The organism is Paenibacillus sp. Root52, assembly GCF_001426865.1.
Taxonomy (GTDB): Bacteria; Bacillota; Bacilli; order Paenibacillales; family Paenibacillaceae; genus Paenibacillus.
The window spans coordinates 146,911-170,981 of the sequence record NZ_LMFO01000029.1; the positions used below are offsets into that span (position 1 = coordinate 146,911).

A 24,071-nucleotide genomic window follows, 5' to 3' on the forward strand; every position below is an offset into this window, starting at 1 on the left:
TTGTCAGCAAGTGACGATCGGACACTAATTATGATCTATTGAATTCATGTACAATAGAGAACGTTCCCAATCAAGCGCTGATCGATATCAAACCAATTATAGAGTCGTGTTCGAATTTCATATGTTCCTAGTACGGGTAACCCGATGTTGAACACAATCTCTTAGGCGGTATTTTAGCATTTGGATTGAGATGAAATCGCTGCAAGAAGGGGGATAAGTAATATGACACATCAAGAGGCTGGTGAGCAACTGTTACAGTCAGCGGGTGAACTAGCTGATAAAGTTACAGACAAGCAATATTTGCTGCAGCCGGATCTGATTCAACGCTTTGGTGAAAATGGGCGTATGCGTACGAAACAGGATTCACAATATAGCTTAAATTATCTGGCGGAGAGTGTACTCGTTAAGAGTCCCAATCTATTTACCCATTACATCTCGTGGTTAAAAACGTTGTTAGCTGGATACAATGTTTCCTCCGAAGATTTGGCTGTTAATCTGAGATTGATTAGAGAAACGCTGGAGGAAGAATTCGACAACACGTCCAAGGATCTTGTCCTTGACTATTTGGAGATGGGTGTACATCAGATTCATCAGCGGGAATCTGTGCAGGGGTATATTTATGATTCTCTCCCGTACGGTAAGGCTGCGCAGGCCTATTTAAGTGCTTTGCTTGATAGCAAGCGCAGAGAAGCTTATCACATCGTTGAAACGGAGCTTGAGGGCGGAGCAAGCATACGTGATATATATCAATACATTTTTCAACCTGTTCAGTATGAGATCGGACGATTATGGCAAATAAGCCAGATCAGTGTAGCTCAAGAACACTTCTGTACTGCTGCAACTCAAGCGTGTATATCCTTACTCTACCCACGTTGGTTAGTTGAAGCAGGTCATGGGAAGAAGTTAGTAGCAGCATGTGTAGGTAGTGAGCAACACGAGATTGGCTTACGCATGCTTACCGATGTTTTTGAAATGGAAGGCTGGGATACGTATTATCTCGGAGCAAATGTTCCAAATGGTAGTTTAGTAGAAGCGATTCAGCGGCACAAAGGTGATGTAGTTGCTATTTCAGTTACAATGACGTATCATCTTCATCTTGCCAAAGAGTTAATTCAGATGATTCGTAGTAGCCCTGCTACTGCACATGTGAAGATTCTGGTCGGGGGATATCCTTTTAATATTGATCAAGATCTATGGAAAACGATTGGAGCCGACGGATATGCTCAGGGAGCAGATGAAGCCGTTGCGGTGGCGGAGACTCTACTAAAGAAAGGGACGATTACGGATCACATAGAAATGATGAGTGATTAGGAGAGGGGTGATGTGATGTCCCATGAGAATGAGACGAATGACAAGCTACGGAGAACGATTGAACAGCTATCGGATCAGATTATTCGTAGTAAGGAAGATGAAGAGCGTGTACTTGGCGAATTCTCACAAATGAACAATGAACTGGTTACCTTGCAGCGCAAGCTTGCGAAGAATAACGTCAGTTTGGAAGCAGCACGCGAAGAGGCGGTTGCAGCGGGGGAATCTAAGAGTTCATTTATTGCCGTAATTAGTCACGATTTTCGAACTCCGTTAAATGGAATACTTGGCATGGCTGAGTTATTGCAATTATCTCCTTTGTCCGAGGAACAGCGCAATTCGGTAGATGTCATTCAGGAAGCTGCCAAACTTCTGCTTAAGCTAATTCAAGACCTACTGGACATGTCCAAGTTAGAAGCAAAACAGTTGAAACTTGAAATTGGAGAAGTCGATTTGCAATCCATTCTTAAATATATCGTGCGTTTACTCGAACCAAAGATTCAAAAAAATGGAAATGAGTTAATCATTGATTGTGATCCAAGGATTTCCTCCATTTTACAAGGAGATTCGACGCGAATTACGCAGGTGCTCATTAATCTAATTCAGAATGCTAACAAGTTCACACTACAGGGTTCGGTGCGTATTCGGGCGAAACTGATAAATGACAATGAGCGTGCTCAGCGGATCCGATTTGAGGTGGAGGATACGGGGATTGGCATCGCCGAAGAAGATCTTCAAAACCTGTTTAGACCCTACGCTCAGACAGAACGAGGACGTGCAAAAGAATACGAAGGCACAGGGCTGGGGCTGTCCATCTGTAAGTCTTTAGTTTTGCTAATGGACGGTGATATCGGTGTGCATAGTATAGAAGGGAAAGGGTCTACCTTTTGGTTTGAGCTATTGCTAGAGAAGACAGCTACCAATCAAGCAGACGCCTCTCCAGATACTGCTTCCTCCGATAGTCAATCCTTAGAAACTGTGCCTGAGGCCTCGCTGCCTATTCTCTTAGCGGATGATAACGTCATTAACCGTCAAGTCGTGCTGATGCAACTCAAAAAACTGGGAATCACGGAGGTCGATTCTGTCACCAATGGTGAAGAAGCTGTGGCTGCCTATCTTAGCAAGAAATATAGTTTAATTCTGATGGATAATATGATGCCGATCATGGATGGACTTGAAGCGACGCGCAAGATCCGAGCTATGGAACAGGATGAAATGCGGCATGCAATTCCGATCATTGCAATGACAGGTAATGTGCTGGACGGAGAGAAGGACAAGTGTCTTGCTGCCGGAATGAACGACTTTATCGGTAAACCATTTACCCTTGAAGCATTAAGCAAAGTTATTCAGAAATGGCAGAACACATCGGAGCATCGTGAAATACTAAATATGAGTATTGTTAATGAGATCGCTGAATTAAATAGTGAAGGTGACCAGACATTGCTGGAGATGCTGCTAGACATGTATCGGTCGGAGACACCAGGCAAAATTGAGGTGCTGCGTAGACATATCGTTTCGGGTGATCATCTGGCTGCTGCAGAGGTGGCTCATGATCTGAAATCTGGAAGTCTCAGCTTAGGGATTGAGTACTGTTCCACCCTCTTTGCACGCATTGAGCAATTAGCGAAGCAAGGTGAGACGATTAAGGCAGAACCGCTACTCGATCAATTAATGCCAGCATATAAAGAAGCGTGCTCTGCACTAGAAAAAGTCATCTGAAGGGTTTGTAGTCTTGGCGGAAGTCGGGACTGCAAACCTGTTTTTGCGCCTAGCATAGGTACGATGTAGGTTGCTACGATGGAGAGAAGGAGAGGCCATGTTAACTCTATATTTTGGAATAGCTATTTTAATTTTAATTCTACTCGTGCTCATCGCAACCTGGGTAGGGGGACTATACTTCTTCAAAACAGCAATTCGGCGCACGCCCAAATCGTTTCTGGTGGATAACCCGAATTTAATGCCTGAACCTGACAATGAATTGATTAGTAGTGCGGCTGATCTAAAGTGGTTGGATCAACAGCATGGAATACAGGTACGCATACACTCTCATGATGGACTCCAGTTACACGGAACCTGGCTTCCTTCAGCCACCGGATCATGCCAAACGGTAATTTTGGCTCATGGATATTCAGGAAGAGGGAGAGAGATGGCTGGCTTTGCACGTTTTTATGCCGAGCAGCGAGGGTATAACGTACTTATGCCTGATGATCGAGCTCATGGGGAAAGTGAAGGGAATATGATCGGTTTTGGCTGGTTGGATCGTATGGACTACATACAATGGATTGATTGGGTTATTACGAAGATTGGAACCAAAGCAGAGATCGTATTACATGGCATATCGATGGGTGGAGCCACTGTGCTCATGACGGGGGGAGAGAAGCTCCCAGCACAAGTGAAATCCATTATATCAGACTGCGCTTATACTTCGGTTCAAGAAGAGCTTACCTTTCAGCTTAAGCAGCTTTACAAATTGCCGCCATTCCCTTTTATTCCCGTGACCAGTCTCATATCCAAATGGAAGGCCGGTTATTCCTTCACTGAAGCGTCTGCGCTAAAACAGCTTGCCCAAGTAAAGGTGCCGGTGTTATTTATACACGGAGAAGCAGATACGTTTGTGCCCACTGAGATGGTATACCGACTTCATGACGCATGTCCAACGGAGAAGCAGCTACTGACGATTCCGGGTGCAGGACACGGAACAGCCTTCCAGGTGGATCGTTCCAGCTATGTAGCTGCTCTTCATACGTTCTTAGATCAAACGATTGAACGCTCCGTTCCTGAAGGGAAGTAAACACATTGAAAGGAGGTGTTCGACATGTCGCGTATCAGTAGAGTTTGTTCCTATTGTGAGAAACCGATGGGAGCAGATGAATTCAAGTGTAAATCCTGCGGCAATCTGGTTGCCACCAAAACAGCGCAGCCTGAGCGAACACATATGACGGAGGATTATAACCCCATACTGGATCGATTTGCTATCGTACTACTCGTCGTCATAACGATTTTCTTTCCTCCAATCGCCATGACCATAGGTGGAGTTATGTTGTTTAATGATCATCCGTATAAGAAGGATACAGGCAAACTGCTTGTTACGAGTGCTCTTGTTCTAATGATCGTTTTTATATTTATTTTTATTGGAACTGGAACACTGACCATCAGCTTATAACTTGAACTTTGCATGGGTAACGACTACAATACGATAACGGATACATGCAAGATACAGGAGGAATGAACGTTGTTAATTAATTTGAAATCACGAATTCAGGAGCCTGAGGTGCAAGAACTGTTGGCCTATTCGGTCTTTCCTGAACCTGAACATTTGAATCAAGCTATTCAACAATATACGGAGAGCGATGCATTGCATCTTGAAGGGTATGAAGGCGAGGGGCAGCTCATTGGCTTACTCGGTTATATTCACACAGGAGCAGATGAAGTGACGATTAAGCATATTGCCGTTTTGCCTGAGAATCGCTTCAAAAATTATGGACGTGGAATGATCGCACAGCTTCTGGAGAAACATAATCCGGATCGTTTGATCGCAGAAACGGATCAGGAGGCTGTCGAGTTCTATCGGAATTGTGGATTTGTCGTGTACAGCCTTGGCGAGTTATATCCAGGCGTTGAGCGGTTTCGCTGCGTGTTGGAGAAGGATGAAGACACGGAAGAATAATCGGTTAAGAATATGGAATATGAAACTGAATACAAATAAATAAAACATGAAGCAGAACGTTTGAGTTTAGTGAGAACTAAGTCAGACGTCCTGCTTTTTTTTGTTTTGTTTGTAGAGGATAGGAAAAAAGTATTGCTTCGTCATATAGTTTCAGTATAGAATAGTTTCATTGATAAATAGTTTCATAAGCGAACTACTTTTCGAGAGAGGAGAATAAGATATGAAAACACCAGACGCTCGAAGTTTGGTTAACCGTTACTTGGATGCATCGTTTTTGGTGACCAAACGTTTCGATACTCGAATTCGTGAACGCGTGGGTCAGACGATGACGACAGATCAATTTATTGCATTACGACTGATTAATGAGAAGGAACAATGCACCCCTTCCGATCTAGCAGAGTTACTCTGCGTGGGCAAGAGCAGTATTACCGCTCTGGTCAACAAACTGGTAGATCGTGATCTGGTACATCGTGCTGGGGATGAGCGTGATCGTAGAGTTGTCTACCTGACGTTAACGGATCACGGGCGCAAGGCATACCGAGAGACAGAGCAAGAGATACAGCAGCTTCTTGAGCCTTATTTGATCCACTTCAAGCCAGAGGATGTATACAATTTTATTGAATCGTTTGAGAAGCTTGCAGCTTTGCTAACGCATGAGGGAGGACCGGAGCAGAAATGAGAACGATTTTGAAAGCAAGATGGTGGCTGATGGGGCTGTGGATCGTCATTGCCGCAGTATTAATGCTAACTGCTCCCAATATGGGAGAGTTAATCCGAGAAAAGGGTCAATTTTCCGTACCCGAAGGTTACTCTTCAACGAATGCAGCCGCCATTCTAAATGCAGCTGCCGCGCAAAAAGGCGAGCAGCAGGGTAGCCAGATCGCTCTTGTATTTTATAACCCAGACGGCCTGGGTGAGTCGGGAAAACAAGAAGCAGAGAAGGCTATTCAGCAATTGAAGGCTAAGCAGGAGCAGCTGGGCATTCTGTCTATCCTGGAACCTTTTTCAGAACCTGAATTAGCAGAACAGATGATCTCTGCGGATGGCAAGACAATCTTGACGTCTCTTTCCATTAATCAGGGCGAACGTACTACGAAAGAGATGCGTGATGACCTGAATGAAGCCTTAGGTTCGGTCAGCGTAGAGCACTACATAACCGGTAAGGGTTTGATTGATGAAGATACGATCGAAAGCTCCCAGGAGGGACTTAAGAAGTCGGAATACATTACGGTTGTATTTATATTGCTAATTTTATTCCTTGTATTCCGTTCATTTGTAGCGCCATTCGTACCACTGCTTACCGTAGGTGTTAGTTACATTGTATCGCAGCAGATTGTGGCATTCCTTGTGGACGCAGTGAACTTCCCAATCTCTACGTTTACACAGATCTTTATGGTGGCAGTAATGTTTGGTATTGGTACAGATTATTGTATCCTGCTGATTAGCCGCTTCAAGGAAGAGCTAGCACATCATGAGAATACATGGGATGCAATCATTGCAACGTATCGCACAGCAGGCAAAACAGTGTTTTTCTCCGCCTTAGCCGTATTGGTTGGTTTTATTGCCATCGGTTTTGCGCAGTTTATGCTGTATCGCTCCGCTGTAGCAGTTGCTGTGGGTATAGCAGTGATGATGCTCGCTTTGGTAACGATTGTTCCATTCTTTATGGCTGTACTCGGCAAAAAGCTATTCTGGCCTTCTAAAGGTTCATTAGAGCATGCCGAGAGCCGGATCTATGGAGTGGCAGGCCGTTTCTCTTTGAAACGTCCGTGGGCAGCCTTGTTAATTGTAGCAGCCGTTTGTGTACCATTATTAAGCACATATGATGGTAAATTATCGTTCAATAGTTTGGATGAAATTGGTGACAAATACGATTCAGTCAAAGCGTTCAATATTATATCCGACAGCTTTGGTCCAGGAGAATCTCTACCAGGTCAGGTCGTTATTCAGAACGATGAGACTATGGACAATGCCAAATATATGGCTGTAGCTGAGAAAATTAGCCGTGAGGTAGAGAAGGTTCCGGGCATCACTGGCGTCCGCAGTATGACACGGCCAACAGGTGAAGAGATCAAAGATTTTGAAGTGACTGAGCAAGTGGGTACTCTCTCCGATGGATTGGGTGAGGGCAAGACAGGCTTGGACAAAATTCGGGATGGCTTGAGTGAAGCCAGCAGCCAGTTAAGCCAAAATGAACCACAATTAAAAGAAGCAGCTGATGGTGCAGGAGAACTGACCAAAGGCACTACACAGCTGCAGTCGGGAATTACGCAATTAACTGAAGGGCTGCGTCAAATTGAAAAAGGTATTCGGGATGGCTCAGCAGGAGCAGGAGATCTGAAAGCAGGGCTTCAACAAGCGAAGTCAAGCGCTGATCAACTCGCAGAGGCGAACAACCAGTTATTACAGGCTTACCGCCAAGCAGGAGCAGGGGTTTCGGCTCTTGGTGAAGGTGTTGGTGAAATTGTACAGCAGCTCACCGGCGTTTCAACTGCGCTGACTCAATTAAATGAATCCTTCGCAGCATTGGAAGAGCGTTATCCTGAACTGCAGACCGATGCAGATTATCAGCGGGTGAAGGGAACCATAGGTGAAACCGGAACAGGTTCTGCACAATTAGCGCAAGGTCTGGGACAAATTCAGACGAACCTGGGTGAAGCAGCCGCAGGTATTAACCAAGCGAATGAAGGCTTTGCAGCAGCGGCAACTGGACAAAAAGCACTTGCAGACGGACTGAGCCAGATTGTAATGGGCATAGGTCAACTGGAGACAGGTTTGACGCAGGCGGCTAACGGGCAGGGCAAAGTCATTAGTGAAATTCCTGCTATTCAAAACGGGCTAGGACAGCTCCAGGGTGGACAGGAGAAAATCCAACAAGGATTTACCGATCTGAGCGGTCAATTGACGCAATTAACAGATGGTCTCAATCAGAGCGTAGATGGTATTAAACAGGTATCCGGTGGTCTGGAATCAGCACAAGACTATCTGACACAGTTGCAAAATTCACCTGATTCGGATCTTGCCGGTTGGTACGTACCTGATGAAGCAATGAACAGTAAGGAATTCAAACAGGTATTTGATACGTATCTGTCCACAGATCGGAAAACGATGACGATCGATGTCATTTTCGCCGAAAATCCATACGGAACAGAAGCGATTGATCGTGTACCAGATATTGAAGCTGCGGTTCATCGTGCCGTGCAAGGAAGTGCGCTTGAGAAGGCAGATATTGCTGTAGGCGGGGTAACGAGTACCTTTGCTGACTTGCAGGAAATATCCAATAACGATTATAAACGCACCGTTACGCTGATGCTTGTAGGTACATTTATTATTCTTGTGTTGTTGCTACGTTCTGTCATTATGCCATTATATTTGATCGTATCATTGCTTCTGGCGTACTTCACATCGATGGCGATCACAGAAACCGTATTTGTTAACATCCTTGGATTCTCAGGCATTAGCTGGGTAACGCCGTTCTTTGGCTTTGTTATGCTCATTGCTCTCGGCGTGGATTACAGCATATTCTTGATGGATCGTTTCAATGAGAATAAGGGCATGAAGGTACAGGATGCAATGCTCTATGCTATGAAAAACATGGGGACTGTTATTCTGTCTGCCGCTGTCATTCTAAGCGGAACCTTTGCTGCGATGTATCCATCAGGAGTGCTATCTATGATGCAGATTGCTACGGTAGTTCTCAGTGGATTAGTGTTGTACTCCTTGTTATTCTTACCGTTCTTCGTACCAGTCATGGTGAAGATGTTTGGACGTGCCAATTGGTGGCCATTCCCGAACAAAGAGCAGGAGGAATCCGTTGATTCTGATCGTACCCTTGGCATGTGAGTGAGGAAAAAACCGAGTAAGTAACAAATAAGTCATTGCAATAACGCCGTCAGAGGTTTCTGACGGTGTTTTTTGCTTATTAGGAAATAATTTCTTCTATATTATTTAATTGAATAATCGGGGATAACCGTGATCGAACCAAATAAAGGTGAATGCCCAAGGACACTGTCCCGCGCTATATGTTTCGATTCCTCATACACTATAGCAATGAGTGAGTTATGAGCATGTAGAGAGGAGCGATGGTGATGGTATATCGATATGCGGCGATTGGGGACTCGTTAACCGTAGGTACAGGAGCACTGCTAGGCACGGGATTTGTTCCTTTGTATCGCAGAATGGCAGAGATCAACGTTCGAACATTTGTATCCATGGATAACATGGGTATGAACGGGCTAACCTCGGGAGAACTATTACAGATGGTGTCCTCGCATAATAGGGTGCGTCAATCGCTTCGAGAAGCAGATATCATCACGATATCCATTGGGGGCAATGATCTCATTCGAACATTCAAAGCAAGTAATGGCGTTCCGGGTACAAGCAAGATGACTCAGGTGCTGGGAGATACACGCAATCATGTTTCGCAGATTATGAAGCAGATCCGCCAGCTGAAGGGCAATAGTGTCTACATGGTGCGAACAATTGGATTGTACAACCCGTTTCCCCAAGCGGCAGAGGCGGCATACTGGGTACAGCAATATAATTCCTTCTTGAATGGTGCGGGATCAAGGTATTATGCATGCGCGCAGGTGTATGACCGGTTTCTGGGACATGAACGTGAACTATTATTCTGGGATCGGGTACACCCCAATGCTAGAGGGTATCGTGTCATAGCTGATCAGTTAAACCGAACAGGCTATATTCCTTTTTCCTAAGGCTGGTACACCATTGGGGATGATGGCGAAGTCTTTCAATCACTAGACCCGCTTACCTGCTTCCGTTAAGATGAGAATATGTAAGTGTTCTCTGCCTTAGGAGGAGTATCTTAAGCTTGAATAGGTCAGTTGATAATGAAAGGTAAAGGAGTTTTTTTGGTGCACAACATTCATTTACGTCCTTCAGATGATCCAGAACAACAGCTAATTCAGCGTGTGCTGTCCACATATACAATGGAGCCAAGTTGGGAAGCAGAGCGTGGAAGTGGGGGAATGAACAATTCTACGTATATCGTAAAAATGAACGGCGAGCGTTATGTGCTTCGGCAATATGAAACGCATAATGATCAAGCCAAGATTAGGTTTGAGCATGAGGTGCTGTTAACCTTGGGACGTTCCAATTTTGCGATCAAGGTGCCATCCCCTGTCGAAATAAAGGCTGATGAGCATGCAAGAACCTATTTGCCGATTCAGGACTCGACTGGCAAGCATAAGATCGTAACTTTATTTCGATATTGTGCCGGAAGCAACCCGGTGTGGAATACCCCTGAGCAACTATTCGAATTTGGCAGAGCTGCTGGAGCATTATCTTTGGCGATGTCGAAACTGGATATCTTACTCCAACCTGCTTATCCGCCATATTATCAGATTCAAGATGCCTACCCACTGTGCACTCCGCATAAATTAATGCAGCTATGTCAGACACCACCTCCTGAACTTCATACTTGTGCGGATGATATGCGAGATTTAGGTCGGGTATTACCGGCTCTATTTGAAGCGTTGAATGGTATGGAGCAATTGCCACACCAACTGGTTCATGGTGATCTGAATGCGTCGAATGTACTTACCAATGAACAGGGACAGATCAGTGCCATACTTGATTTTGAATTTGCTACATGGGATTTGCGGGTGATGGAGCTCGCTGTTCCAATGTCAGACCTGTTGACACAAGATCAGGATGAAGAGTGGGTGTGGCTTGCACTGGAGGCGATGATTCAGGGATTCTGTGAGAATGTTACTTTGCAGCCTACTGAACGAGAAGCCATACCGCAGCTTATATTGCTACGAAGTCTAGACGTTGTGATGCATTTTCTTAGTCGCATGTTCGAAGGTACGGATGAACCTGCCGTAGCCGTGCAGCAGATCCAGAAGCTGAAGGAACGTGCAGATTGGATGGCTCTCCATGAGGGGCGTTTACGTGAACTACTAGTGCAGGCGATATAAAGGTGGTTTGCTAGTGAGGGGTATAGGTTTTTTCGTTGTTTACGCCTAGGATTAAAAAGAAGTGCACGGTACGATGCCACTGGCAAAGCTCCGTGCACTTTCAATTCATAGCCATATATTCGCTGTGTACACTGCATCAGGCTTAGATCAAGTAGGCTACAGTCCGCGTTTGCGGAACCAGCTTCGCACAGCCCAGCGGCGTTCCTGACGTTTCTTGTACTTAGGAAGCGAACGGTACACATTCAAGGATTGTTCATAAGCTTGCTTTGCATCCGCGTTTCTTCCAAGGGAGCGATATACCGAGCCGAGTAGATAATAAGCTTCGCTTGATGATGAATGGATCTCTTGGAACTGGTTCACGTAATGCAAAGATTTAGTCTGATCTTGATCCTTGAAGCTGCTAGCAAGCGTAAGATAAGGACGACCATACTTCACCCTTGGATTAATATCCAATGCCTGCAAGATATGTTGTTCTCCTTCTTGGATTTTGCCAAGATACAGCTCGGTTGTGCCTAGTGCTTCCCAGTATTCAGCCGAATGTTCATAAGGGCGCCCAATCTCCAGTAGTATGGCATGTGCCTCCTCATAACGTTTGCGTTCCATTAATAGGCGAGCCAGATCCAGCTTGGAGGAAACCTCGTTGGGATTCATGGCGATCTGCTGGCGTAATCGTGAAATACTACGTAACCGCTTGAGTGGCTTCATGAAGCTAGGGAATACCCCGACGTAACGACGATCCAAGAAATACAGAATAAGAAGAAGTATGAGGATAGCTACGATGGGATTACCTACAATCTGCCAGAGTAAGCCAAAAATCAAAAATTTGATCAGCACGATAAGGTCAACTCCGTTTGTAATGTAATCGCGTATATACGCTTAAGAAGGGAGTACCACAACGTCAGGAGGACGTATTGGATAACCTCTTCAAACCATCTTTGGCTTGATCCAAAGATGATGTCTGCCCCTTATCATACCATACGAGGTGTATGGAAGAATATGTTACACTTCAAAAAAATGAGTCACCTTAAAGGGATGAAAAAACATAGGTTTTAGAGACATCTGCCATCTGCTAACTGCTCATAGTTCTCCGATAGGCTGCTGGAGTGGTTCCCGTAAGCTTCTTAAACTGACGATAAAAATGAGGCAGGCTCTCGAATCCACAGGCATCCGCGATAGAGGCCATTGTTGCATCACTTTTGAGCAGATGCTCCTTAGCCATAATAACCCGACGTGCCAGCGCATAGTCGGTTAGTGTCATGCCCGTATATCTCTTGAAGGCACGGCTGAAATGAGCAGGTGAGACGGCAGCTTGCTGCGCGAGCTCTGGCAGAGATAAGCCGTTACGAAGTTTGTCGTCGATGCTGCTTAGAGTCGCAGATAACCAGCTTGGCCCAGGTACCGGGCGAGGGGGATTCTCGGGATCTGTGGCATCAAGCCTTTCTAGTGTGATCAACAATAGTTGTAATCTGAGCAACGCGGCATGTGCGCTAAGATGATTGTTCAGTTCAAACTCATGCTGAATATCTTCAATTAATGCAGCGACTGTGGAACGTTCGGCTGAGGATAGCTGACGTTTATACACGCGACGTTTACGACAACGTTCAAATAGGGTTAGTAATGCGGATGAACTGACACCAGCCGCAGACGCTAATAAGACTGGGCTGAAGAACAGCGCAGAAGAGGTGACGGGGTTCTTTTCATCAGGTAAGGCTCGATGCACCGTGTTTCCCGGAATAATGAAGAGATCCCCCTCAGTCATATCCTCAAGCCCCATGTCGATAAAAATAGTTCCCTGACCACGATATACATAGATAAGCTCATGCCAATCGTGAAGATGATCGGGCAATTCGTTCTGGGGTGATTTCGTATCTGCATACACCAATCGAAATGGGATGCCTGATTCTGCCTGAATGGTTGTACGAACAGGTGAACGATTCATGCTGTCTCCTTTCCAATCATTACTCAGCGATCCAGAGGAAGAATATGATCATGAAAGAGTATATTTACCGCATTATAAGCAATTTAATTTCCTTTTATTGATGATACAATGAATTTAAAGCGTTTTCAACGGATGCTATAAGATCGTGATCACCATCCGCTGAAGATAAATAAATAATGAGGTGAGTGCTCATGTCGGCTAGCACCAAACGTCCAAGATTAAAGTTAAATTTGCTAGGTAATGATGGACAACGGAAGTGCAAGGAAATCATTGAACGTCCTGTCAAAGTACTGCAGGTTGGTGAAGGCAACTTCCTCAGAGGATTTGCTGACTGGATGCTTCACGAGAGTGCAAGACAAGGCAAATTTCATGGTAGCATTGTGGTGACGCAGCCTCGCCCGGGAGGAAAAGCGAAGCTAGAGCAGATCAGAGAACAAGACGGATTGTATACGATGATTACTCGTGGGTTGTCCGATGGTAAACCTGTGGAGCGTACAGAGCTGATCTCCATATTTTCCCGCTGCATGAATCCATATGAAGAATGGCAGGATTTCTTAGAGCTAGCGGAGCTACCATCGCTTGAGTTTGTTATTTCCAACACGACCGAGTCAGGTCTGAAATATATATCTTCGGAATATGTAGAGGGGGAGCCGGTTCAATCCTTCCCTGGCAAACTGACGGTGTTTCTCCACAGACGGTTTGAACGTTTTGCAGGAGACCCAGCTAGAGGATTAATTCATCTTCCTTGTGAACTTCTCGAAGGTAATGGCGATGTCTTACGTAGCTGCGTCCTTCGTCACAGTGAAGATTTTGGTTATTCAGATGCTTTCCGCACCTGGATTACGGAGCATAATTTATTCTTAAACAACCTGGTAGATCGAATTGTTACAGGAGCTCCAACACAGGACGAAGCAGATGCGTTGACGAATCGCTGGGGATATGAGGATCAGCTGATTAATACAGCAGAGCCTTATCATTTTTGGGCGATCCAAGGTGATGAAGCGTTGGACAAGAAGCTGCCCCTGAAGCAGGCTGGATTAAATGTACATTGGGTGAAGGATCTGAAGCCGTTTCAGCTTCGTAAAGTGCGTATTCTAAACGGTGCACACACACTTATGTCCTCTTTAGGTATTCTTCAGGGCAAGCAGCATGTGCGGGAGACGATGGAAGACCCACAATTCGGTTCATTTATAAGAGAAGCTGTGCATGAAGAGATTATCCCTGCATTGAACATGCCGGATCTCAATTTAGGGTTATATGCAGAAGAAATATTTGAAAGATTTCTTAATCCATACATTAATCATAAATTGCAGGATATTGCGTTAAACACCATTGGTAAGTTCAAGGTCCGTGTTCTGCCTACGCTGCTCTCTTACGAACAAAATGAAGGCAACTGGCCGTCCCGCTTGCTACGTGGATTTGCTGGGCTGTTATATTTGTACCGCCCAGTGAGTACGCCGGAGGGGTATCAGACACAACGCTTGAACGGAGAGTCATTTATCTTACGAGATGACCCTCAGGTTCTATCCCTCTTAGCTGGGTACTGGGAAGACTACGATACATTGAATAGCAATGAGCAACAATTAGATCGTATTATTGGTTCCGTATTATCCGATGTATCCATCTGGGGCGAAAACTTGGATGAACGTGAAGGGCTGCGAGAAGCGCTCGTACACGAAATTTCGCTGCTGAAAGGTGAGAGTCTATGAATACAACAAGTACAGTTCAGGACTGGATTGCAATCCATCCTCAGGATGATGTCATTATAACGCTACGGGAATACACAAAAGGCGAAACGATTGTATTGCCTGATGATGTTTCTTTTGCTCTGCTAGATGATGTGCCCAAAGGTCATAAGATTGCGGTGCATCATATCGAAGCTGGTGAAAATGTGATGAAATATGGGTTCTCCATTGGTGTAGCGAAGGAACAGATTGCGCAGGGAAGCTGGATTCACAGCCATAATCTAAAAACGGGTCTGCATGGATTGCTCGATTATGAGTATAATCCGGGACTCGCTTCTAAGACAGAGATGCCTCCCGAACATCTGCGTTCGTTCGATGGTTATCTTCGTCCGAATGGTGAAGCAGGCATACGTAATGAAATTTGGATCGTAAATACTGTAGGATGCATCAATAAAGTGTGTGAAGCATTAGCACGAATGGGTCAGTCCCAGTTCGGCAAACGTGTAGATGGTGTATTCCATTTTCCTCATCCGTTTGGATGCTCTCAGCTCGGCGATGACTTGAAATATACACAGCAGTTGCTCGCTTCGTTGGTAGAACATCCGAATGCAGGCGGAGTGCTGGTCATTGGTCTTGGCTGTGAGAACAATCAGGTAGACCAGTTCCGTGAATGCATTGCACCTGAATATCAGGGCAAGGTTCGTTTTCTCAAAGCTCAAGAAATAGACGACGAGTTGGAGGAAGGACTACGCCTGATGGAGGAACTGGTAGAAGTTGCTGAACAGGAAAAGCGCCAGCCGCTCCCACTTAGCAAACTCAAAATTGGTTTGAAGTGTGGGGGATCTGATGGATTATCGGGCATCACGGCCAACCCGCTTGTCGGCTCAGTAGCTGATATGCTTGTCGCGGCAGGGGGGACAGCGATTCTGACAGAGGTGCCAGAAATGTTTGGTGCAGAGACGATATTAATGAATCGTGCTGCTAATGAGCAAGTATTTGATGACTTGGTCGATCTAGTTAATGGTTTTAAGCAATACTTTGTTAATCATGGTCAGAACATATATGAGAATCCTTCACCGGGTAATAAGGCTGGTGGCATTACGACATTAGAAGAAAAGTCCCTTGGATGCACACAGAAGGGCGGGCGCTCTGAGGTTGTTGATGTGTTGCGTTATGGTAAACGTGTAACAAAGACCGGATTAAATATAGTAGAGGCACCAGGCAATGATCTCGTATCGGTAACGGCGCTTTCTGCTGCGGGTGCTCACATCGTGCTGTTCACGACCGGACGAGGAACACCGTTTGGTGGGCCTGTACCTACTGTCAAAATTGCGACTCAATCTGATCTAGCGAACCGTAAAAAGCATTGGATTGACTTTAACGCAGGTCAACTGCTCGAAGGTCAGACGATGGATGATGTGAGGGTTCAACTGTTCAGTCAATTAATCGACATCGCTTCTGGACGGAGTCAGACGCTGAGTGAGCAACATGGTTTTCGAGAGATTGCCATATTCAAGGATGGTGTAATCTTATAGTTGAATGAGCGACATTCATTAAAGTAGGATCGTACCCATTGGCTTATACATTCGATGTCTTGCGCAATCCCAGTTACCCATCTTGTGCGGTAACTGGGATTTATTTGTCTTCATTTTATCGAATACCTAACGCTTTTTTAATCTTGGATAGAGCGATTGGGGGAGTGTACGGTTCAAGCTTGCTAACGAGTAATGCCTGAGCTTCAGCAATGCTACCACTGAATGGCCGTACGCCATGAGAGTTCATCCAGTGTCCTGTAGTTTCATAGGCTGAGCTGTTCCAAGCCACTTTGCCTTCTTCGAGTCCTTCTTTTTCCTTGGTTCCACTAATGACAATCATCGTTTTGGACTGGAGTTCCAGGAGCCCTTGATCAAAAGACTTTTTGTATTCTTTGGCTGCAAAACCTGTCTGTGCACGCAAGGCACGTCCATCGATCCCTTCTTGCTCACTAATTCGCTCATATAGTTTAAGTGCCTCACGGGATCGTAGACCTGCATCATACTGTTCCTGTATGCTCGTCTGGTCTGCCAGCAATCGGTGGATCAAAGGGAAATAATCACGTGAGATCAATACAGCTTTCTTTTTAATACATTTTCCGTACGCGGCGATTCCTTCTTCGGCGAAGCGTGTGCGCCAGAGCCACGGGTCAAGTGCATTATCTTTATGCCAATTCTCTTGAGGGGTTAGTGAAGAGAGTGAAGGATACTCGGGGAATAAAGGTGCTAGTGGGAGTATACCTATGGATTGGATGCGTTGAACCGCTTCTTCATAAGTTGTGATAGGGTCGTTAATCATGAAGTGAAGTCCTCCTTGTATCGTTTGGTTTAGTATAGTTCAACAGCGGTTGAAAGAAGATGCATATAAATGAAATACGTCTGCGGCATGCTGGCGTATTTCGCTCCGAAGTTCTTCAGGCTCTAAAACCTCTGCTCCCTTACCTAATCGATAAAAGAAACGTACGACCCATGACCAATCTTCGGATGGACAGAGAAAAGACAGTTCCCATAGACCAGGGCTGACCTCGGTCATCTCTTCTCCAATATGCTCGTCTTGCTGTGCTTCAACCATTGCTGAATGGTTCAATAGCGCTTTCACTCGAATTAAAGAAGACTCAGCCCAGCCTTCATAAGGTACTGAAGACTTAGAAGGCTCAAAGTGCTTGATATGTTCATTATGCTCATGAATTCGATGATTTAGCTGGTTCAGCATAAGGTCGATTCTAGCCATAACATCCTCTGGAATAATACCTCTGATCTTGTCCATGACAGTCCAACGTGATTCCTGAAGTGGTGTATGCATATGGTGACTTATCCCCTCAAGTGCGAAAATAATCGTTGCAGCTTCGACAGGATCTAATTGCAGCGGAGGTAATACATACCCCTCCATGAGCTGAAAGCCACCACCCGGGCCGGATATGGCGATGATCGGAACATTCATCTCTGACAGGGACTGGATGTCCCGTAAAATGGTACGCCGTGACACTTCGAATTTGTCAGCCAATGAGCGTGCCGTTTCGTGACCGTGCTGCAAAGCCATAACAATGGCGGCTAGCCGGTTTATTTTATTCATGTCAGTCACTCCGTTTCAAAGGTAGAGCTTCATAGAATGTGTGTATCGTCCAATTCGAGCTATAATACACTATTTCCTTCTATACAATGATACGAAAAAACCGTACCCGGCATAGCCGGATACGGGAAGTAGCATTTTCTGAACTCCACAGAGGTCAGAAGAATATGACATATACCCTCGTTTTTTACGATAAAAAAAGTGGGACTATAGATCAAGAGGTGACAGTTTGTATCGAATAAGTTCTTTCGGGAGTTCTATTCGATATGATTTTTCTTTCGATAAGCTCTTATGAATTACTTTCGAGCAGTTGTACACCACGACCCTCAATTTCTACATGTCCAGTTAGCTCACGATCTGTCAGCAGCTCACGAACCTTGGTTGCTCCCAGATCATAGGATTGAGTTGAAGCATTGTGGTTCATAACAAACAGGTATTGCTTACCGTCTTTGGTACGTGCGCTAACCTCAACACCTTCTGGTGTCTCCAGTAAGGCATGAATGTTTTTGTCAGCAGCAAGTTGTCCAAGCAGACCGTCTAGGAAACGCTCTTCCGGATCAGAGGCAACATACCATGCTTCTCCTTGACCGAATTTATTACGGGTAACGACAGGCATACCTTGATAGAAATCTTCTCCATACTCAGCGATGACCTCAGCACCCTCACTGTGCAAGAGGTCGCATAACATCCCGCACTGATAATCCCCTTGCAGATCACCGTAGGTTTCTTTGAGCACGATACGATTTTTTTGCTCAGGCAATAAAGCATCGATCTCTTCGACCCAAATGCCTAGCAACTTGCGAAGCTCTCCAGGATAGCCACCTGTAGTCACCAGATCGCTCTCATTAACAATACCGCTGAAGAAGGTTGTCAGGAATGTGCCGCCTGCTTCAACGAATTTCTCCAGTTTGTCAGCGAAGCCAGGCTTCACCATGTATAGGACTGGAGCAAGAACGATGTCATATTTGCTTAGATCGGTATCCACGCTAACGATATCTACCTGAATATTGCGACGGAAGAACGCAGCATAGTATTTGTGAATTTGATCTACATAGTTGAGAGCAACCGTAGGACCACTTGATTTTTCAATCGCCCACCAGTTGTCCCAGTCAAACACGATGGCTACTTTAGATTCAACGGTAGCGTCCAGCGTCTGGTCGCCAAGGATTTGCAATTCCTTGCCGAGCTCAGCAACTTCACGGAATACACGGGTATGTTCATGTCCTACATGCTCAATGACCGCACCGTGATACTTCTCACAGGCGCCAATCGAGCGGCGAAGCTGGAAGAACATGATTGTGTCTGCACCGTGTGCAACGGACTGATAACTCCACAGACGCATTACGCCAGGACGTTTCAGTGAATTGTAGGGTTGCCAGTTTTGCTGGCTTGGTGTTTGTTCCATTAGCATAAACGGTTGACCATCCTTCAGTCCTCGCATAAGGTCGTGTGCCATTGCGGTGAAACTAAATGGCGTCGCAAGACCAGGATAACTGTCCCAAGATACGATATCCATATACTTCGCCCATTTGAAATAGTCCAGTTGCTTGAAGAAGCCCATTAGATTCGTAGTTACAACGGAATCCGGGATGTGTTTTTTGATTGCATCGTACTCTAAGCGATAACAATCCAGCATGCTGTCCGAGTTGAAACGGGAGTAGTCCAGAGAGATTCCTTGGAAGGTAGAATTGTTGTTCCCCCAGTGTTCACTCAGGTTGCTTGGAAGTACAATCTCATCCCAATCATAGAATGTATGTCCCCAGAAGTTGGTATTCCATGCTTTGTTCACTTGATCAAGTGTCTGATAACGTTCTTTCAGATACACGCGGAATGCTTTCTCACAGTTGTCACAGTAACAGTCTCCGCCATATTCGTTGGAGATGTGCCATACCAGAACAGCAGGATGATCCTTGTAACGTTCGGAGAGCTTATCAGCTATCTTCTCCGAATATTTGCGATAGGTCGGGCTATTAGGACAAGAGTTATGACGACCACCGAACTTGCGTTTACGTCCGTCAGCATCTACACGAAGCACATCCGGATATTTTTTGGCCATCCAAGCTGGATGAGCTGCTGTACTTGTAGCGAGACATACGTAGACACCGCTTTCATACAAACTATTAATTAATTGGTCAAGTCCTTCAAAATTATAAGTAACCTCATCAGGCTGAATTAATGCCCAAGAGAAAACGTTGATGGTTGCCATATCAATGCCCGCTAATTTGAACATTCTCAGGTCTTCAAGTTGGGTTTCGTGATCCCACTGTTCAGGGTTGTAGTCTCCACCATAGAACATTTTGGGCAATTTGTGACTAATCAATGTGTTCACCTCTTGTATAAGAATAATTGTATAATATATGATTCATATAACATTTAAAATATAAGAAAAGTAATGACGCATATAAGAATATGGAAATGATATATTTGTAAGGTTAAGGAGGGAAGCATGTGATCATATCAGCTCAGCATGAACGTTACTTTATGACTTCAAGGGATCAGACCCTTCCCCTTTACATTGAAAGCATTGGTTATAATGGGAACCAAGAGAGCGTGAAGAGACCATCCGGATACCCCTGTTACCACTGGTTGCAGACGGTTAAGGGAGCTGGAGAGTTCAGATTTGCCGGTTCAACCTTGATCCTGGGGGAGTCATCCGGCATATTAATGCCGCCAAACGTACCTCATGAATACTTGCGCTCCCAAGGCGATTGGGAGACCTTGTATGTTACATTTGCTGGTTCACAATGTTCAGCGATTACGGAGGGGCTCGGTTTGGGAGAGGCGGCTATCTATCAATGGGAAGCTGACAGTCCGCCAGAGCATTATGGTAGACAAGTGCTTGGTTCAATGGGAAGTGATCAGGATTTATCTGGACTAGAGGCTTCTGCGGACATGTATCGATTTTTGATTCTACTGAAAAAGCATGGCATGAAAGGCAGTCGCTCATCGATCTCACATGCAGTTGAGAGACTCGCGCCGTTAATAGCCTATATGGAGCGGCATTACGCTGATCCAGATATTGGACTGGAAGAGATGGCAGCAATCCTGGGAATCACACCTAGACATCTGAATACTCTATTTAAGCAATCCTTCGGTATGACGGCGTACAGCTATTTTATTCTTTTGCGCATTCGCAAATCGAAAGAGTTCATGACTGGAGATCGTATGCTAACGATTAAGGAAACGGCTACCAGGGTGGGTTTCCGTGACGCGAGCCATTTTGTCGCTACATTTCGCCGTATTGAACATGTAACGCCTGAACAATTTCGGACATTATACTAATCTTTATATCTACAATTGTGCCAAATCTCACTATGCATGTGGACATAATTCATGTAACCTATAACCAAATGACTAGGGAGCTTGAGACAAGCCCTAAATAATGATGCTGTTCAGATATTGATGACCGAAGCTGGTTGCCGTTATGATGGTATCAATTCCAAAAAGTAGTGAGCCTGTGCAAAGGAATGAAACCGTTGTACGGAGAGAAAGGATGAGTTGAATTGACATCAATTATTCCATTGTGGAATCACGCCGCACCTTATGCAGCGATTGGGCATGAGGATGAAATGCCTCATCTGATTCCTTTTATTCACCCGGGTTCCGAGAGCGCTGTCATTATATGCCCAGGAGGCGGTTATGGATTTCTAGCCGACCATGAAGGCGCACCGATCGCTGAATTGTTGAATCGTGCAGGTATTAGCGCATTTGTGCTCAAATATCGCGTGGCACCACATCAACAACCTGCCCCCCTAACAGACGGTCAACGGGCTATCCGATATGTGCGTGCCCACGCAGAAGATTTCGGTATTCATCCTTCCAAAATTGCTGTACTTGGTTTCTCAGCTGGAGGTCATCTGACAGCTATGCTGGGAACGGTATACGATGAAGGGCAAACCGAGCATGCTGATCCAATTGAACGTGTGAGCTCACGCCCGGATCGAATTATTCTGTGTTATCCGGTCATCACGATGGAATCTTATGGACATGCTGGTTCTCGGGAAAATCTATTAGGTCCTGAAGCTTCAGACGAACTAGTTATAGCGTATAGTGCGGAAAAGCAAGTGAAGGCCGATGCACCTGAAGCATTCATCTGGCATACAAGCGATGATGGAGCGGTTCCTGTCCAAAATAGTTTGCGTTACGCTCTTGCACTAGGCGCACATGGTATTCCGTATGACTTGCACGTGTTTGAGAAGGGCTCCCATGGATTAGGACTCGCTGAGGACGATGCAGCGGTAAGTGCCTGGTCTGGACTATGTCTGACCTGGTTGAAAAATCAAGGCTGGTAATCGTGAGAGCTGAATCTCATCAACATGCTTCATCATGCCTGAATGCAGAGGAGAAATTGATCATGAAATTTCAAAGAAATGATAAAGTCCTTTTTATCGGGGATTCCATTACAGATTGCGGACGTGAACATCCTGTCGGGGAAGGAAGCAATGGTCTAGGACACGGTTACGTAGCCCAAGTGTATGCTCTGCTTCGTTCCATATATCCTGAATTGATGTTACGTGTGCAAAATGTGGGTAATGGTGGGAATACGATTCGTGATCTCAAGCAGCGCTGGGATCGGGACGTCCTTGATCTTAAACCAGACTGGTTGACCATCATGATCGGAATTAATGATGTATGGCGTCAATTTGACAATCCATTATCTACAGACTCACATGTATTCCTTGAGGAATATGAATCCACACTGCGAGAGCTGGTTGCATCGGTTCGTCCAAGCCTAAAAGGACTTGTGCTTATGACGCCTTATTATTTGGAAGCGAATCCAGAAGATCCAATGCGTGCTACGATGGACATTTATGGTGAAGCTGTGCGCAGAGTTGCTGCGGAATTCGATGCAATCTATGTGGACACACAGGCTGCTTTTGCTCCATTCTGGGATCATTATTATACTTCGGTTCTGACGTATGACCGGGTGCATCCGGATGCAACAGGTCACATGGTGTTGACGAAGGCGTTTCTAGATGCGGTTGGATTCGAATGGTCAGGTGGAACCAAGTAACGGACAGATTTATTTGTGCAAAAGTTTGCTATATTCCTATCTTCTCGGCACGGAAAACCTGGACTTAAACATGCACTTATAGAAAGGATGCGATGAAATGAGTAGCTTGAACATTGCGGTACATAGTCATGCGTTGTTGGGAGAAGGTCCAAGCTGGGACGCTGAACAAGGTCGCTTGTTATGGGTCGATATCGAAGGCTTCAAGGTACATGTCTTTGATCCGTCTACAGGTAGTGATCAGGCTTATGATGTGGGTGAACATGTAGGAGCCGTTGTTCCTTATCGTAGAGATGAAGTCATCGTGGCTTTGCGAAGTGGATTCCATGCTTTTCATCTGGGGACAGGACAACTTCAACGTATTGATGAAGATCCGGAACAAGACATTGAAACGAACCGTTTCAACGATGGTAAGTGTGATGCCCGTGGAAGATTCTGGGCAGGGACGATGGGGATGGGCAATGGTGATCGAGAAACGGGAGCCTTATATTGTTTAGAGGAAGGTAAGCCAGTTAGGAAAATGGTTGATCATATCTCCACCTCTAATGGTCTGGGCTGGAGTGTGGATCATCGTTCAATGTATTATATCGACACACCTACAAGATCCATAGATCGGTTCGATTATAATTTGGAAGAGGGCAGCATCGCCAATCGTACTTCGATCATCTCCATTCCTGAGGAAATGGGCTATCCTGATGGCATGTCAGTAGATGCAGAAGGGATGTTATGGGTTGGGCATTGGGGCGGAGGACGTATTACACGTTGGAACCCTGATACAGCTGAACTGCTTGAACAGATCGTGGTGCCTGCTGATCAGGTGACCTCGTGTTGTTTTGGCGGTACAGACTTGGAAGACCTCTACATTACGACTGCAAGAATTGGTATCTCCGATGAGCGACTCTTGGAAACCCCAGATGCAGGCTCTGTATTTGTCATTAAGCCAGGAGTGAAAGGGCAGAAAACCAATGCATATGGCAGCTTCAATCATCTAACTAGCGAGTAGTGAGTTGATTGAACGGTAAATTGGACTATGCCTGTTTTTGGATGGATAACTCAGCCATCGATCTCAGCATCGCATAAAATACTTTTATAGCATGTAAGTAAGGCCTTCTTAGGTTAGCCAGTGACTATTGGCTAACCTTTTTGTTGTTCTTTTTTCAATAGGATAAAAGCTTCACTAAAAAAATAGTTCATGACGAGAATTGGAGCAGGAATTTGGTTTTTGCCAACGAATGTTATTTATTGATAATATTTTACATTATTTGAATGGGGTATGGCGCTCAAGAGAAATTGTAAGTCGTAGGTCTTTAGTTACTTTTGTAAGCGCTTAATTAAGAGAGGCGGTGGGGCTTGTTCCGATATGAGGGCATAGGGCTAGAAATACGATATGCTTACGCATTAAGTCATCCTGAGACAACGG

Annotated in this window: 20 protein-coding genes; 15 read left to right on the plus strand and 5 right to left on the minus strand. The window is 45.2% G+C overall.

Features of this window, described 5'->3' with window-relative positions:
- Positions 1-222: 222 nt before the first annotated feature.
- From ASD24_RS21665 to ASD24_RS21705, 9 genes are all read left to right on the plus strand, one after another.
- On the plus strand, positions 223-1,311 hold the full coding sequence (locus ASD24_RS21665; RefSeq protein WP_056700429.1) for a cobalamin B12-binding domain-containing protein: 1,089 nt from the start codon (positions 223-225) through the stop codon (positions 1,309-1,311).
- 15 nt (positions 1,312-1,326) lie between these two features.
- The gene (locus ASD24_RS21670; RefSeq protein WP_056700431.1) at positions 1,327-3,027 is read left to right on the plus strand and encodes an ATP-binding protein; all 1,701 of its coding nucleotides are present in this window, start codon (positions 1,327-1,329) and stop codon (positions 3,025-3,027) included.
- Between the two features lie 97 nt (positions 3,028-3,124).
- Positions 3,125-4,099 (plus strand): alpha/beta hydrolase, encoded by a 975-nt coding sequence (locus ASD24_RS21675; RefSeq protein ID WP_056700433.1) that lies wholly within the window; start codon positions 3,125-3,127, stop codon positions 4,097-4,099.
- Positions 4,100-4,123: 24 nt separating this feature from the next.
- Positions 4,124-4,471, plus strand: coding sequence for a hypothetical protein (locus tag ASD24_RS21680; RefSeq protein ID WP_056700436.1), 348 nt, complete (start codon positions 4,124-4,126; stop codon positions 4,469-4,471).
- A gap of 69 nt (positions 4,472-4,540) precedes the next feature.
- Positions 4,541-4,975 (plus strand): GNAT family N-acetyltransferase, encoded by a 435-nt coding sequence (locus tag ASD24_RS21685; protein WP_056700438.1) that lies wholly within the window; start codon positions 4,541-4,543, stop codon positions 4,973-4,975.
- 220 nt (positions 4,976-5,195) lie between these two features.
- Complete coding sequence (locus tag ASD24_RS21690) at positions 5,196-5,654, plus strand: MarR family winged helix-turn-helix transcriptional regulator (RefSeq protein WP_056700440.1); 459 nt, start codon at positions 5,196-5,198, stop codon at positions 5,652-5,654.
- Positions 5,651-8,818 carry an MMPL family transporter gene (locus ASD24_RS21695; protein ID WP_056700442.1) on the plus strand — a complete coding sequence of 1,056 codons (3,168 nt, stop codon included), beginning with the start codon at positions 5,651-5,653 and terminating at the stop codon, positions 8,816-8,818. The genes ASD24_RS21690 and ASD24_RS21695 overlap by 4 nt, the downstream gene beginning before the upstream one ends.
- A gap of 245 nt (positions 8,819-9,063) precedes the next feature.
- The gene (locus ASD24_RS21700) at positions 9,064-9,690 is read left to right on the plus strand and encodes a GDSL-type esterase/lipase family protein (RefSeq protein ID WP_056700445.1); all 627 of its coding nucleotides are present in this window, start codon (positions 9,064-9,066) and stop codon (positions 9,688-9,690) included.
- Positions 9,691-9,849: 159 nt separating this feature from the next.
- A complete protein-coding gene (locus ASD24_RS21705) occupies positions 9,850-10,914 on the plus strand; it encodes a phosphotransferase (protein WP_162248965.1) in 1,065 nt (354 codons plus the stop codon).
- 156 nt (positions 10,915-11,070) lie between these two features.
- Here the strand turns inward: ASD24_RS21705 and ASD24_RS21710 are convergent, their stop codons facing one another.
- Complete coding sequence (locus ASD24_RS21710) at positions 11,071-11,748, minus strand: tetratricopeptide repeat protein (RefSeq protein WP_056700450.1); 678 nt, start codon at positions 11,746-11,748, stop codon at positions 11,071-11,073.
- A 235-nt stretch (positions 11,749-11,983) separates the two neighbouring features.
- Positions 11,984-12,853: an AraC family transcriptional regulator gene (locus ASD24_RS21715; RefSeq protein WP_056700452.1), complete on the minus strand. Its 870-nt coding sequence runs from the start codon at positions 12,851-12,853 to the stop codon at positions 11,984-11,986.
- A gap of 191 nt (positions 12,854-13,044) precedes the next feature.
- On the opposite strand from ASD24_RS21715, the gene ASD24_RS21720 reads away from it, so the two are divergent.
- Both ASD24_RS21720 and ASD24_RS21725 read left to right on the plus strand, forming a co-directional pair.
- The gene (locus ASD24_RS21720) at positions 13,045-14,562 is read left to right on the plus strand and encodes a tagaturonate reductase (RefSeq protein ID WP_056700454.1); all 1,518 of its coding nucleotides are present in this window, start codon (positions 13,045-13,047) and stop codon (positions 14,560-14,562) included.
- Positions 14,559-16,073 (plus strand): UxaA family hydrolase, encoded by a 1,515-nt coding sequence (locus ASD24_RS21725; RefSeq protein ID WP_056700457.1) that lies wholly within the window; start codon positions 14,559-14,561, stop codon positions 16,071-16,073. The genes ASD24_RS21720 and ASD24_RS21725 overlap by 4 nt, the downstream gene beginning before the upstream one ends.
- A 115-nt stretch (positions 16,074-16,188) precedes the next feature.
- On the opposite strand, the gene ASD24_RS21730 is transcribed toward ASD24_RS21725, so the two are convergent.
- The 3 genes from ASD24_RS21730 to ASD24_RS21740 form a co-directional block, all read right to left on the minus strand.
- Positions 16,189-16,869, minus strand: a complete 681-nt coding sequence (locus ASD24_RS21730; protein WP_056700459.1) for an AlkZ-related protein — start codon at positions 16,867-16,869, stop codon at positions 16,189-16,191.
- 39 nt (positions 16,870-16,908) lie between these two features.
- Positions 16,909-17,643, minus strand: coding sequence for a helix-turn-helix transcriptional regulator (locus ASD24_RS21735; RefSeq protein ID WP_056700460.1), 735 nt, complete (start codon positions 17,641-17,643; stop codon positions 16,909-16,911).
- A gap of 286 nt (positions 17,644-17,929) precedes the next feature.
- On the minus strand, positions 17,930-19,960 hold the full coding sequence (locus ASD24_RS21740) for a beta-galactosidase (protein ID WP_056700462.1): 2,031 nt from the start codon (positions 19,958-19,960) through the stop codon (positions 17,930-17,932).
- A 128-nt stretch (positions 19,961-20,088) separates the two neighbouring features.
- Here ASD24_RS21740 and ASD24_RS21745 point away from each other — a divergent pair, with 128 nt between their 5' ends.
- From ASD24_RS21745 to ASD24_RS21760, 4 genes are all read left to right on the plus strand, one after another.
- Positions 20,089-20,922, plus strand: coding sequence for an AraC family transcriptional regulator (locus ASD24_RS21745; protein ID WP_056700464.1), 834 nt, complete (start codon positions 20,089-20,091; stop codon positions 20,920-20,922).
- Between the two features lie 221 nt (positions 20,923-21,143).
- A complete protein-coding gene (locus ASD24_RS21750) occupies positions 21,144-21,932 on the plus strand; it encodes an alpha/beta hydrolase (protein ID WP_082560502.1) in 789 nt (262 codons plus the stop codon).
- A 62-nt stretch (positions 21,933-21,994) separates the two neighbouring features.
- The gene (locus tag ASD24_RS21755; RefSeq protein ID WP_056700466.1) at positions 21,995-22,654 is read left to right on the plus strand and encodes an SGNH/GDSL hydrolase family protein; all 660 of its coding nucleotides are present in this window, start codon (positions 21,995-21,997) and stop codon (positions 22,652-22,654) included.
- 97 nt (positions 22,655-22,751) lie between these two features.
- Entirely contained in the window at positions 22,752-23,654 is a 903-nt protein-coding gene (locus ASD24_RS21760) for an SMP-30/gluconolactonase/LRE family protein (RefSeq protein WP_056700467.1), read from the plus strand.
- The last annotated feature ends 417 nt before the right edge of the window (positions 23,655-24,071 follow it).